General features: G+C 62.1%; 12 protein-coding genes. 2 read left to right on the forward strand and 10 right to left on the reverse strand.

Going from position 1 to position 12,308, the window contains the following annotated elements:
- Nucleotides 1-318: 318 nt before the first annotated feature.
- From NKH36_RS05165 to NKH36_RS05200, 8 genes are all read right to left on the reverse strand, one after another.
- Complete coding sequence (locus NKH36_RS05165; protein ID WP_352958026.1) at nt 319-1,263, reverse strand: lipid kinase; 945 nt, start codon at nt 1,261-1,263, stop codon at nt 319-321.
- 208 nt (nt 1,264-1,471) lie between these two features.
- Complete coding sequence (locus NKH36_RS05170) at nt 1,472-2,455, reverse strand: branched-chain amino acid ABC transporter permease (protein WP_502911969.1); 984 nt, start codon at nt 2,453-2,455, stop codon at nt 1,472-1,474.
- On the reverse strand, nt 2,455-3,342 hold the full coding sequence (locus NKH36_RS05175; protein ID WP_095490980.1) for a branched-chain amino acid ABC transporter permease: 888 nt from the start codon (nt 3,340-3,342) through the stop codon (nt 2,455-2,457). The genes NKH36_RS05170 and NKH36_RS05175 overlap by 1 nt, the downstream gene beginning before the upstream one ends.
- Before the next feature lie 69 nt (nt 3,343-3,411).
- Nucleotides 3,412-4,608 carry an ABC transporter substrate-binding protein gene (locus tag NKH36_RS05180; protein ID WP_352957862.1) on the reverse strand — a complete coding sequence of 399 codons (1,197 nt, stop codon included), beginning with the start codon at nt 4,606-4,608 and terminating at the stop codon, nt 3,412-3,414.
- Between the two features lie 45 nt (nt 4,609-4,653).
- Nucleotides 4,654-5,400, reverse strand: a complete 747-nt coding sequence (locus tag NKH36_RS05185; RefSeq protein WP_352957864.1) for an ABC transporter ATP-binding protein — start codon at nt 5,398-5,400, stop codon at nt 4,654-4,656.
- Nucleotides 5,393-6,148 carry an ABC transporter ATP-binding protein gene (locus NKH36_RS05190; protein ID WP_352957866.1) on the reverse strand — a complete coding sequence of 252 codons (756 nt, stop codon included), beginning with the start codon at nt 6,146-6,148 and terminating at the stop codon, nt 5,393-5,395. Before NKH36_RS05190 ends, NKH36_RS05185 begins: the two co-directional genes overlap by 8 nt.
- Nucleotides 6,149-6,444: 296 nt before the next feature.
- Nucleotides 6,445-6,645 (reverse strand): hypothetical protein, encoded by a 201-nt coding sequence (locus NKH36_RS05195; protein ID WP_352957868.1) that lies wholly within the window; start codon nt 6,643-6,645, stop codon nt 6,445-6,447.
- 66 nt (nt 6,646-6,711) lie between these two features.
- Nucleotides 6,712-6,858, reverse strand: a complete 147-nt coding sequence (locus NKH36_RS05200) for a hypothetical protein (RefSeq protein WP_352957870.1) — start codon at nt 6,856-6,858, stop codon at nt 6,712-6,714.
- A 177-nt stretch (nt 6,859-7,035) separates the two neighbouring features.
- On the opposite strand from NKH36_RS05200, the gene NKH36_RS05205 reads away from it, so the two are divergent.
- Both NKH36_RS05205 and NKH36_RS05210 read left to right on the forward strand, forming a co-directional pair.
- Nucleotides 7,036-8,130: a glycosyltransferase family 4 protein gene (locus NKH36_RS05205; RefSeq protein ID WP_352957872.1), complete on the forward strand. Its 1,095-nt coding sequence runs from the start codon at nt 7,036-7,038 to the stop codon at nt 8,128-8,130.
- Nucleotides 8,131-8,229: 99 nt separating this feature from the next.
- Nucleotides 8,230-10,398, forward strand: a complete 2,169-nt coding sequence (locus tag NKH36_RS05210; protein WP_502911980.1) for an amylo-alpha-1,6-glucosidase — start codon at nt 8,230-8,232, stop codon at nt 10,396-10,398.
- Nucleotides 10,399-10,566: 168 nt separating this feature from the next.
- Here NKH36_RS05210 and hutC read toward each other — a convergent pair whose 3' ends face one another.
- Both hutC and NKH36_RS05220 read right to left on the reverse strand, forming a co-directional pair.
- Nucleotides 10,567-11,301, reverse strand: coding sequence for a histidine utilization transcriptional repressor HutC (gene hutC / locus NKH36_RS05215; RefSeq protein WP_352957876.1), 735 nt, complete (start codon nt 11,299-11,301; stop codon nt 10,567-10,569).
- The gene (locus NKH36_RS05220) at nt 11,298-12,302 is read right to left on the reverse strand and encodes a zinc-dependent alcohol dehydrogenase (RefSeq protein WP_352960911.1); all 1,005 of its coding nucleotides are present in this window, start codon (nt 12,300-12,302) and stop codon (nt 11,298-11,300) included. The genes hutC and NKH36_RS05220 overlap by 4 nt, the downstream gene beginning before the upstream one ends.
- Nucleotides 12,303-12,308 lie beyond the last annotated feature (6 nt).

Genomic DNA, 12,308 nt, shown 5'->3' on the forward strand with positions numbered 1-12,308 from the left:
CTGACGTCGCGACAGGCCCTCCTGCTCAACCGACGCTACCACCCGCGTGCGAAGATCCATCGAGTAAGGCTTGCCCATCCATGCCGGCCTCCTGACCCAGCCAGCAGGTTGAATCAGATTTGCTCGCCTTCGGGAATCCCCTTTCGATTCAGACTCAATTCATCCCGCTCTAGGGGCCAGGCGAGCACGGCAGCTATCAGGGTTGTCATGGCGCCGGCTGCCCGAGCAGCCCGCGTCCTTCTTCCAGAGGGCACGGACTCCTGATCGAGAGATGACCGCAGGCGGTGGGGTGTATTCGACGCGCGCTCAGTCGCCAGTCTAGCCGCTGTTTGCGCTGACCGCATCACCAAGCACTTTTGTGCGGGGCTGCATGCGCGCGGCGGCAGGCGCGAAGACCGAAATCGCCTTCGGGTGGACCTTGAAATGCGCCGGGGTCGAGGTGACGATCTCACCGTCAGTGTTTACCGGCATTGGCCTTTTCGTCTCGATGTCGAACTCGACGCATCTGGCCGTGCGAACCTCGCTCCAGGCGCCGTGCGTGCCCGAGCGGAACGAGCGCAGCAAGAGCGCCATCTTCCAGAGATTCGTCATTTCCAGGCTGTACAGGTCGAGATGGCCGTCATCGATCTCCGCCGTCTCCTCAACGACGTTGCCGCCGCCATAGTGCCGGCCGTTGCCGACTGCTATCTGGTAGGTCTCGACTTCGGTCGCTACGCCCTTTTCGGTAATCCTTGCTTCGAAGTGGCGGGCCTTGGTCAACACTTTCATGGCCGCCAAGGCATAGCCAAACCTGCCGAAACGTTTCTTCAGCGCCGGGTCGAGACCCTGGGCAAGGTCGGTGCTGAGGCCGATGCTCGCAACATTGAAGAAGGCGTGACCATTGACGGTCCCGACATCGATCAGACGCCTTGCGCCCTGTACGATCACATCTGCGGCCTTCCGCAGATCCAACGGTATTTCGAGGGTGCGTGCCAGATCGTTCGCCGTCCCCATCGGAATGATGCCCATCGGCAGCCCGCTTTCCATGGCCGCGACTGCCGCTGAGGACACCGATCCATCGCCGCCGCACACGATCACAAGGTCGGCCCTATGGCGAAGGCGCACGATATCGCGTGCTATCTCGGGCAGCGCCTCAAACGTCTCAACGCTGACGCGGAGCCCGCCGGCCTCCAGCCGTTCGACGACCGGGGCGATAGATTCCTGCCCGCGTCGCGCCTTTGGATTGACGAGCAGAAGCGCGCGTCTGATCGTGATGTCATCCATGCGGCGTAGATAGGGTGCGTGCCTGCGGATTACGACGTCCAACAGGCGCGCCTGGAAGACCCAGAGTTGAATTTTCGTAACAGCCCGAATTGCTGGTTGTCATCCGATGAGGAGTCTGCGCAGTTGGGACGCTGTGCGCCAGTATCCGCTGCGGCCAACCTGGCCGAATCTGACGGTAATCAATCCGAAATTTCGGTTCATGACCTGTTCAGAGCGGTTTCCGGATCCATTTTGCCAGGACGCCAACGATACCCTCCCGGAACAACAGCACCGCGACAACGAAGATGATGCCCTGGCCGATCGTGACCCAGTCGCCAAACGTAGCGAGGTAATTCTGCATCGTGACGATGACTGCCGCGCCGACGATCGGTCCGAACACCGTGCCCATGCCGCCCAAGAGCGTCATCAGCACGACTTCGCCGGACATGGTCCAGTAGACGTCGGTAAGCGACGCCAATTGGAACACGATCGCCTTGGTGGCGCCGGCGACGCCGGCGAGCGTGGCCGACAGCACGAATACGGCGAGCTTGTAGCGGTTGACCCGATAACCCAGCGAGATCGCGCGGGGCTCGTTCTCGCGAATCGCCTTCAACACTTGTCCAAACGGCGAATGGATGATCCGATAGATCAGCAATATGCCGGCGAAGAAGATGGCGAGCACGAAGAAATAGAGGACTTCGCTCGATCGCAGGTCGATCAGCCCGAAGAGATGGCCGCGCGGCACGGCCTGGATGCCGTCCTCGCCGCCGGTAAACGCCGCCTGCAGCGAGAAGAAATAGATCATTTGCGCAAAAGCCAGCGTCACCATGGCGAAATAGATGCCGTGGCGGCGAATGGCGAGGGAGCCAATGGCGAGACCGAGCACGGCTGCCACCAGCGTGCCCGCGATGATGGCGAGTTCGGGCGTCAGGCCCCACACCTTTGCCGCATGGGCCGAGACGTAGCTCGCCATGCCGAAATAGGCTGCGTGGCCGAACGACAAGAGCCCGCCATAGCCGAGCAACAGGTTGAAGGCGCAGGCAAACAGCGCGAAGCACAGTACCTTCATGACAAAGATCGGATAGAGCAGAAATGGCGCGGCGATGAGGAAGACGAAGAGCGCGGCGAAGATCGCAAAGTGATGACGTGGCATGCCCGCGGCGCTAACCGAGGTGATGGCCGCAATAGCGATCGGGTTGGTGTCGGTTGTCATCACACACTCCGCCCAAACAGGCCGGCGGGCTTGACGAGCAGCACGAGCGCCATGATGACAAAGATCACCACGGCCGAGCCTTCCGGATAGAACACGCGGGTCAGGCCCTCGATCAGCCCAAGCCCGAAGCCGGTGAGGATCGAGCCCAGGATCGAGCCCATGCCGCCGATGACGACGACGGCGAAGACGACAATGATCAGGTCTGCCCCCATGTTGGGATTGACTGCGTATATCGGCGCGGCGAGCACGCCGGCGAAACCCGCGAGTGCGACGCCGAAACCATATGTGAGCGTGACCAGCAGCGGCACGTTGATGCCGAACGCGCCGACCATGACAGGGTTCTCGGTAGCTGCCCTGAGATAGGCGCCAAGCCGCGTCTTTTCGATGATGAACCAGGTCGCGAGGCACACGATGAGTGAAGCCACGATCACCCAGGCGCGCGAATTGGGCAGGTACATGAAGCCGAGATTATGCCCGCCGGTCAGAAGCGGCGGCGGCGGGTAAGGCAGGCCGGATACGCCGAAAAACTGGCGGAAGAAGCCGACGATGATCAGCGCCAGGCCGAAAGTGAGAAGCAGCCCGTAGAGATGGTCGAGGTGATAGAGCCGTCGGATCAGGACGCGCTCAAGCACGATGCCGGTGACGCCGACGATCGGCGGGACGATGAACACAGCCCACCAGTAACCGACCCCGAGATAGTTGAGCAGCATCCAGGCGCCGAAAGCGCCAAGCATGTACTGCGCCCCATGCGTGAAATTGATGATATTCAAGAGACCGAAGATGACCGCCAGCCCGAGGCTTAGAACTGCATAGAAGGACCCATTGATCAGCCCGAGCAGCAATTGGCCGAACAGGACCTGCGGCGGAATTCCAAGCAGTTCGAACATGGTCGCTCCAGCTGACTTATCGACGAAACGACGCGCCGAGCGGTTCGGCGCATCGTTGGCGAGGCTCGCTTACTTAACGAGCGGACAGCCGCCGTCGGCGAGCGGGCGGAACGCCTTGTCGGCCGGTATGGTAGCCACCGTCTCGAAATAATCCCATGGCCCCTTCGATTGATCCGGCTTCTTGACGCGGAACAGATACATGTCGTGTAGCTTGCGCCCGTCCGCGCGGATCGTTCCTTTGCCGAACAGCGGATCCTCGGTCGGCATTTCCTTCATCTTGGCCATCACCTTGGCTGCATCCTTGTCACCGACGGCCTCGACGGCTTTAAGGTAATGCAGCACCGAAGCGTAGACTCCGGCCTCGATCATCGAAGGCTTTTGTCCGGCATTCCGCTCCTGGAAGCGGGCAGAGAATTCCCGCGTTTGATCGTTCATGTCCCAATAGAACGCGCTGGTGAGCACCAGGCCCTGCGCCACGTCGAGGCCAAGCGCATGCACGTCGTTGATGAACATCAGCAGGGCGGCGAGCGCCTGGCCACCCTGCGTGATGCCAAATTCTGACGCCTGCTTGACCGCGTTGATCGTGTCGCCACCGGCATTGGCGAGGCCGACGACCTTGGCACCCGACCCTTGCGCCTGCAGCAGGAACGATGAAAAATCCTGGCCCGGGAAAGGATGACGGACGGCACCGAGCACCTTGCCGCCCGATGCTTCGACGACCGCCGATGTATCGCGCTCGAGCGCATGGCCGAAAGCGTAGTCCGCTGTGACGAAGAACCATGTATCGCCACCCTGCGCGACCATGGCCGAGCCCGTGCCGTTGGCAAGCGCCCAGGTGTCGTAGGTCCAGTGGACGGTATTGGGCGAACAGGCTTTGCCGGTGAGGTCGGACGAGGCCGGACCCGAAGCGAGGAAGATCTTGTTCTTCTCCTTGGTGATCTCGTTTACGGCGAGCGCCACCGACGAGGTTGGCACGTCGGCGATTACATCGACATTTTCGGTGTCGTACCACTGGCGGGCGATGTTCGAGCCGACGTCCGGCTTGTTCTGGTGGTCGGCGGAGACGATCGACACATTGATGCCCTTGTCCGTCGCCTTGAAGTCTTCGACGGCCATCTGGGCCGCGATGACCGAGCCTTCGCCGGCGATGTCTGCGTAGATGCCGGAACGGTCATTCAGAACGCCGATCTTGACATCCGTGGCAAAGGCCGCGCCGGCCATCATCAGGCTCGCCGTTGAAGCCAGAATAAATCCCATTTTTTTCATCGCTACTTCCCTCCTATTCCGGCGCAACGCGCCGTTGATGATTGTCTAGACACCCAGATACGCGTGCAGCTTGTCGATGTTGGCGTCGAGTTCGCCGTTGGGGATCGTGTCGATCACGCGCCCCTGTTCCACCACGTAGTGACGGTCCGCGACCAACGCGGCGAAATGAAAATTCTGTTCGACGAGCACGATCGTGAAACCCTCGTCCTTGAGCCGGGCAATGGTGCGGCCGATCTGCTGCACGATGACGGGCGCAAGCCCTTCGGTCGGCTCATCGAGCAGCAAGAGCTTCGCGCCCGTCCGCAAGATCCGGGCGATGGCGAGCATCTGCTGTTCGCCGCCCGAAAGCTTGGAGCCTTGACTTGAAAGCCGTTCCTTCAGGTTCGGGAAGAGCTCGAAAATCTGCTCGACGGTGAGCCCGCCGGGGCGCACCTGCGGCGGCAGCATCAAATTCTCCTCGACAGAGAGGCTGGAAAAGATCGCCCGCTCCTCGGGGCAGTAGGCGATGCCCATCTGTGCGATCAACCGCGACGGCAGCTTGATCGTCTCCCGGCCGTCATAGGTGACCGAGCCCGAGCGCTTGGAAAGAATTCCCATGATCGCCTTCAGCGTCGTCGTCTTGCCGGCGCCATTGCGGCCGAGCAGCGTCACCACTTCGCCTTCGCCAACCTCGAAACTCACGCCGTGCAGCACATGGCTCTCGCCGTACCAACCCTGCAGGCCATCGACGCGAAGGAGGGGTCTCGCCGAGGGGCCAACAGCCGGCCGGCTTGCAAGTTCAACGTCAGACATGTCCGGCCCCGATATAGGCTTCGATAACGCGCGGATCTTTGGAAACCGCAGCATAGTCGCCTTGGGCGAGGACTTTGCCGCGCGCGAGCACGGTAATGCGGTTCGACAGCGAGGCCACGACCGACAGATTGTGCTCAACCATCAAAATTGTGCGGTTCTTGGAGATGCGCCGGATCAGCGCCGAGATGCGCTCGATGTCTTCTTGCGCCATGCCGGCCATAGGCTCATCGAGGAGCAGCATTTCGGGGTTCAGCGCCAGCGTCGTCGCGATCTCAAGCGCGCGTTTGCGGCCATAGGACAGATCGCTGGCGCGGATATCTGAAAACTCGCTCAGGCCGACATCGGCGAGAAGAGCCGCACCCTCGCTATTGAGCTTGGAGAGCACTTTTTCGGAGCGCCAGAAATCGAAACTGTCGCCGCGCCGGCGCTGCAGCGCGATGCGGACATTCTCAAGTGCCGTCATGTGCGGAAACACCGCCGATATCTGGAAGGAGCGCACAAGGCCCAGTCGCGCGATGTCGGCCGGCTGCATCCTGGTGATGTCGCGGCCTTGGTAGCGGATTGCGCCACGCGTCGGCTGGAGGAATTTGGTCAGCAAGTTGAAGAGGGTCGTCTTGCCTGCGCCATTGGGGCCGATCAGCGCGTGGATCGATCCTCGCTCCACCGTCAGGTTGACATTATTGACAGCGACAAAACCCCCAAATTCCTTAGTCAATCCCGCTGCTTCGAGGATCGCTCCGGAATTCATGCGCGGGAACCTTCGCCCGTCATCGGCGTGAAAACGTGGAAACGCGCTGCGAGGCTGTCCACCCCCAGGGTGACTTCCATGGTTTCCTCCCGTGGCACTCCCGCCCGCAACAAACGACCTAATGCACATCGCGTCAAGGCTGCAATTGCCGGCGCCGTGGCACGGGGCCTTCGATCATTTTCGAATCGCAATGTTGAAGGGGCGCAAACGACAGACGAGATGTGCCTGCAATGCGACCCCATCTCCGGCCGAGCAGTTCGAAATCCGCGCCGCCTGATTAGATGAATGCGAAAAGCTTAGCTGCGCTGGCTCGAGTTGGGGTTTTCCCGGTCTGCCCGGGTGATCTTCCCTTTCGAAGCTTTCGAGCCGCCGCGCCATTCCTGGGCGTTCCGGGCTTGGGCGCCGTCCTTGGCCGGTTCCTTGGCCTTGTCGCTGCCGCTTGCCCTCTTTCCGGATACAGGCTGGTCGGCTTTCGTAAACGGGTTGGTCTTTGTCATGGTGTCACTCCTATCGATGGTCGGGGGATCGCAGCCATTATGGCCCGCCTGCGGGGCAGGCGTCGGTCAGTCCTTGCCGCGGTTTGGATCCTTGCCGGCAGCCTGGCTGCTTTTTTCCGGCTTGTCCTTCTTGTCCTGATTGCCGCCGCGGTTGCCGCCATGCTCACCGCGCGATCCCTTGACGGCTTTTGTGTCCTGCAGCTTCGTAGCCATCCTGGTTCTCCTTTTGGTCCCTCTATTGGAACCCTCCGACGCGGCGATTGTTCCCGCCGGGAACATATCGGCGCTTCGAGAGTTGGCGCAGGAGAACCGCACCGCTATGGACGCGAGGAAGAGGAGTGCCGTCGGAGCTTTTTGAAGGATGACCTTCGCTTTCGAGAAGTGTTGCAGATGAAAATTGCCCAGATCGCCCCCCTTACGGAAGCCGTGCCGCCGCGGACCTATGGCGGGACTGAGCGAATAGTTTCATATCTGACTGAGGAGCTTGTCCGACAGGGGCATGATGTGACCTTGTTCGCCAGCGGTGATTCACGCACCTCGGCCGAATTGGTACCGTGTTGCGATATTGCATTGCGCCTGAATCCCAGGGTTCGGCACGATATTCCCCACCACGTGGCGATGCTTGAAAAGGTGCGCAGGCGGGCCGATGAATTCGACGTGCTGCATTTTCACATCGATATTCTCCACTTCCCCGTAGTCCGGGACTTTGCCCAGCGGACCGTTACGACACTTCATGGACGGCTCGACCTGCCGGACCTGGCGCAGCTTTATGCGATGTTCGATGACATTCCGCTGGTCTCGATTTCCTACGACCAACGCTGGCCCATGCCGCCGGTCAATTGGGCGGGGACGGTGTATCATGGGCTGCCTCGCGATCTTCTTCCTTTTCGCCCGAAAGCCTCGGGCTATCTCGCATTCCTCGGCCGCATCTCACCGGAAAAGGGACCGGAAACAGCCATTGAAATCGCAGCGCGTACCGGTATGCCGCTGAAGATCGCCGCCAAGATCGACAAGGTAGACCAATCATATTGGAAAGAGAGGGTGGAACCCCAATTGCTTCGACATTCGAACGTGGAATTCGTCGGCGAGATCGACGAACGCCAAAAAGCAGACTTTTTGGGTAATGCGGCAGCGCTCTTATTCCCCATCGACTGGCCGGAACCCTTCGGACTCGTAACCATCGAGGCGATGGCCTGTGGCACGCCTGTGATAGCGTTCAGGCGTGGCGCCGTTTCGGAGGTCATCGACGATGGTGTGTCCGGGTTGATCGTCGACACGCTCGAGGAAGCTGTGGACGCCGTACGGCGGATAAACGGCCTCGATCGGGCACGGGTGCGACGGACTTTTGAAGAGCGGTTCACAGTCGAGCGCATGTGCCGCGACTACGTGGCGATTTATGACTCGCTCTCGCAGGACATAACGAAAGCACTTGGTTCTCAAAACAAGCGCGCAAAAAATGCCGCAATGATGACTATGTCTACCTGATCGGAGCAAGGAGATGGCTCGGCTGCCCGGAGTTGGCCGGCCCGGATCGGGGCCTGAGCTGCCTTGGTCGCTTCTGAACACGAGGGGTTGACCATGACCATGACCACTCAACTCGAAGACCGCAAGATTGATCCAGCCGTGGCGCTCCCGGCAATCGACGAAACGGCACCGCGCGAGCCGCATCGGCAATTTGCGCTCAAACATGAGGATTGCTTCGTCGTCGCAGACAGCTACGGCGACATACGCGGCACCGGCGACGGGCTTTTCCGCGACGACACGCGTGTCCTGTCGCGCTTTCGTCTGTTCATCGGCGGTCGGATGCCGTCGCTGCTCGGCGCCTCGCTGTCGCAGGACAACATCCTGTTCACCGCCAATCTCACCAATCTAGCCACTATCGGGCCGGACGGCAGCGAAGCGTTGCCGAGCGTCGTCCATATCGATCGGACGCGGTTCATCTGGCAGGACCGCATGTTCGAACGCATCACGTTCACCAACTACTCCGCGCGCGAGGTGGTTCTGCCGGTCCGGCTCGACTTCGACGCCGATTTCCGTGACATGTTCGAGGTGCGCGGAACCACGCGTAGCCGCCGCGGTCGCGCGCATGACGCGCTGGTTGGCGAGGCGAGCGTAACGTTCCGTTATGAAGGCCTCGACAATGTGGCTCGTCAATCGGTCATCGCATTCTCGATGAAGCCTGATCAGGTGCACCCCAATCACGCCGATTTCCTCATTCTCGTGGCAAGGCGTGACAGCAGAGCATTGTACCTGGAGGTCGGTCACAGCGAAGAGACCCCCTCCAGCGACCGCTTTCGCGCGGCCGCCGCGCGAGCCCGCTTCGCCATGCGCTCAAAGCGCCGGCAGGGCGCCACCGTCTTCAGCTCTGGCCGCGTGTTCAACGACTGGCTGACACGCACGCGCGCCGATATCGCGCTGCTGACGACCGATCTGGAGACGGGGCCATACCCGTATGCCGGCATCCCCTGGTTTTCGACGGCCTTCGGCCGCGATGGCGTCATTTCTGCCCTGCAGATGCTCTGGCTCAATCCGGACCTTGCCCGTGGGGTCCTGGCCTTCCTTGCTCACTATCAGTCGACCGAGACCTCTGTGTTCGACGATGCCGAACCTGGCAAAATCATGCATGAAACCCGCAAGGGGGAAATGGCCGTGCTGCGCGAGCTGCCGTTCGGTCGCTACTATGGCGGCGTCGACACCACGCCACTCTATGTCTATCTGGCTTCCTCCTACGCCGATCGCACCGGAGACGAGGCGTTCGTCGACCGCATGTGGAACTCGCTGGGCGCTGCCACTGCGTGGATGGAAGAGGTCGGAGCCCGCAACGGGGAAGGCTTTGTAACCTACAACAGGGCGGCCGACACGGGTCTGTTCAACCAAGGCTGGAAGGACAGCTCCGATGCCATCTTCCATGCCGACGGCACGATCCCCAAAGGGCCGATCGCATTGGTCGAGGTGCAAGGTTATGCCTTCGCCGCATATCAGGGTATGGCCGCGCTGGCCGCCAGGCGCGGTGACGACGCAAAGGCGGCGCACTGGAGCGCCCTCGCAGAGAGGATCCGTCAGGCGGTGGAGACGCATTTCTGGATGCCGGACAGCGATTTCTATGCTTTGGCAATCGACGGAGAAGGCAAGCAATGCGCGGTTCGCACGTCCAATGCCGGTCACCTTCTTTACGTCGGGCTGCCGTCGGCGGAACGGGCTCAGGCAGTCGCCACCCAGCTGCTGTCGGGTCATCTCCATAGCGGCTGGGGCGTTCGCACACTGGCCGATGACGAGATCCCATTCAACCCGATGTCATATCATAATGGCTCGATATGGCCGCACGACACCGCGCTCTGCGCCTCCGGGCTCGCCCGCTATCACGAGCGCGACAGCGTCGTGAAGCTGATGAGCGGTATGTTCGAGGCGGCAGTCCGCTTCAACATGCGGCTGCCGGAGCTGTTCTGCGGCTTCACGCGTGCGGCCAGCGATTCACCGGTGGCCTACCCGGTGGCCTGTCTGCCGCAGGCGTGGTCGGCTGGCTCCGCTTTCATGATGCTGCAGGCTTGCCTGGGCATTCGGGTTGACGGCTGGAAACGCGAAATCACCGTCGAACGCCCGCGGCTGCCGATCGGCATCGACAACATCGTTATCCGCCACCTGGCCATCGGCGAGGCGAAAGTCGATCTCATCTTCGAGCGCATTGGCGACCGCGTTGTGTGTTATCTCGACCACCGCCATGAGGGTCTGGTGCCTCTGGTAGTGCGCTCATAACGCAGGCCGGCTAGCGGACACTGGGTTAGCCGCTGTCAGCTGATGGCTAGCAAGGGCGCGCCCAGGCAATTACATGGCCGGCGTCATCAACGAGGCAGAACTGATTTCCCTGTCCAGGCAGCCGTTGGGCCGATAGGGCTGCCCGCCTGCTTGGCGGGCCGTCGCTGCTCACGCAGCGGGCGAGGGCGCGTAGCGGCTGCCCAGCGAATAGCGGCTGCCGACATAGGTGAGCTTGTTGACGGTGGCGACCGCCGCGCCTGACCAGGTCCGCCGATGCAGGAGCAGGCAGGGGTCGCCTGGCTGGATCATCAAACGGCGCGCGGCCACGTCGTCGGCGGCGACGGCCGAGATCACGTGCTCCACTTCCGTCAGCGGCGCCGCCCGCTGCAGATAGTCATAGGTGGTGGTCGCAACGAAATTTTGCCGGTGGTAGTCCGGTGCGAGAGCCGAATTGACGAAGCGCTCCTCGAGCTGGACGGGCACATCGTCCTCGAAATGCACGATGATCGAATGGGCGACCGGTCTGCGGCGCATGAACTCGAAGGCGACGATAAGGTCCAGCGCAGGGTCGCGGATCTTCTCGAGCACGACGACCTCGGCCCTGTGGCGTCCACCGCGCGCGGCGATCTCGCCGGCGATGTTCCTGATTTCGATGAGGGCAGATTGCGGTTTCGGCGGCGCCACGAAGGTGCCTACGCCCTGGATGCGCAGGAGGTGGCCTTCCGAGGTCAGTTCCCTCAGCGCCCGGTGCACGGTCATGCGCGAGACGCCGAGCGTGCTGACCAGTTCGTTTTCGGAAGGCAGCCTGCGGTCCTTCGGCCATTTGCCGCTGCCGATGTTGCCAAGCACGTAGTCCTTAACCTTTTCGTAGAGTGGTCCGGCGGTTTCGGGAAGCTTGATCATCGCCCTCTCTCCATTCGGACGATGGTCTTCAGGCCGCCGCTGGCGCCTTCGATCAGGCGCTGGTAGGCGGCGGGGATTTCATCGATCGCGATCTCTTCGGACACGAAGCGCGACAGCGCGGGGGCGAGATCACCAAGCATCGCGACGGCCGGCGCAAGCTCGTCGGCGAAGGCGTGGCAGCCGACCAGCGCGATCTCGCGTTCGACCAGGAGGTTGGGGTCGAGGTCGAGGCGGCCATGCGAAATGCCGACCAGCGCCAGCGTGCCACCGCCGGCCAAAAGATCGAGCAGCCGCGCCATCACCGTCACGTTTCCCGTCGCGTCGATAGCATGGCGCAGGTTGGGATCACAGGGCACGGCATCCAGGTCGACGACGGTCGCGCCGCTCACCTCGGCCACAAGATCCGCACGCGCTGCATTGCGGTCGGCGACGAGCACGGGTCTCTCGCTGCGCCGCGACAGGAGCAGCGCCGCCAGCCCGCCGATCGGGCCGCAACCGGCGATAAGCACCGGCGCCCCGGCCGGCGCCGACAGTCGCCGCACTGCGTGCAGGGCGACCGCCAGCGGCTCCGCCATGGCGGCGATTGCGGGATCGAGCGCCGGGTCATGGCGCATCAGCAGCCGCGCCGGCAGTTCTGTCTCTTCCGCGAAGCCGCCGTCGCAGACCTCCCCTACAAAGCCCAGTGTGGCACAGACATTATGCAGGCCGGCCCGGCAAGCAGGACATTCGCCGCACCAGAAACGCGAATCGGCAACGACCCGGTCTCCGAGCGCAAACTGGGACACGCCGGCCCCCACGGCGGTGACTTCACCGGCGAACTCATGTCCAACGACGCTCGGCGCGCGGCTGATCCACTGACCAGTACGGAAGTTATGGAGGTCGGAGCCACAGATGCCGGCGGCCGTCACCCTGAGCCGCACCCAGCCAGGCGCTGGTTCGCCGGGAGATGGTACATCCTCAACCCGCAGATCGCCCGCCGCATGGAGCCTGGCCGCCTTCATCATCCG

The organism is Mesorhizobium sp. M1312 (genome assembly GCF_040318115.1).
GTDB lineage: Bacteria > Pseudomonadota > Alphaproteobacteria > Rhizobiales > Rhizobiaceae > Mesorhizobium.

Coding starts and splice junctions, on each gene's coding strand:
- NKH36_RS05165 (WP_352958026.1), bottom strand. CDS start 1,263: ATGGATGACATCACGATCAGACGCGCGCTTCTGCTCGTCAATCCAAAG.
- NKH36_RS05170 (WP_502911969.1), bottom strand. CDS start 2,455: ATGACAACCGACACCAACCCGATCGCTATTGCGGCCATCACCTCGGTT.
- NKH36_RS05175 (WP_095490980.1), bottom strand. CDS start 3,342: ATGTTCGAACTGCTTGGAATTCCGCCGCAGGTCCTGTTCGGCCAATTG.
- NKH36_RS05180 (WP_352957862.1), bottom strand. CDS start 4,608: ATGAAAAAAATGGGATTTATTCTGGCTTCAACGGCGAGCCTGATGATG.
- NKH36_RS05185 (WP_352957864.1), bottom strand. CDS start 5,400: ATGTCTGACGTTGAACTTGCAAGCCGGCCGGCTGTTGGCCCCTCGGCG.
- NKH36_RS05190 (WP_352957866.1), bottom strand. CDS start 6,148: ATGAATTCCGGAGCGATCCTCGAAGCAGCGGGATTGACTAAGGAATTT.
- NKH36_RS05195 (WP_352957868.1), bottom strand. CDS start 6,645: ATGACAAAGACCAACCCGTTTACGAAAGCCGACCAGCCTGTATCCGGA.
- NKH36_RS05200 (WP_352957870.1), bottom strand. CDS start 6,858: ATGGCTACGAAGCTGCAGGACACAAAAGCCGTCAAGGGATCGCGCGGT.
- NKH36_RS05205 (WP_352957872.1), top strand. CDS start 7,036: ATGAAAATTGCCCAGATCGCCCCCCTTACGGAAGCCGTGCCGCCGCGG.
- NKH36_RS05210 (WP_502911980.1), top strand. CDS start 8,230: ATGACCACTCAACTCGAAGACCGCAAGATTGATCCAGCCGTGGCGCTC.
- hutC (WP_352957876.1), bottom strand. CDS start 11,301: ATGATCAAGCTTCCCGAAACCGCCGGACCACTCTACGAAAAGGTTAAG.
- NKH36_RS05220 (WP_352960911.1), bottom strand. CDS start 12,302: ATGAAGGCGGCCAGGCTCCATGCGGCGGGCGATCTGCGGGTTGAGGAT.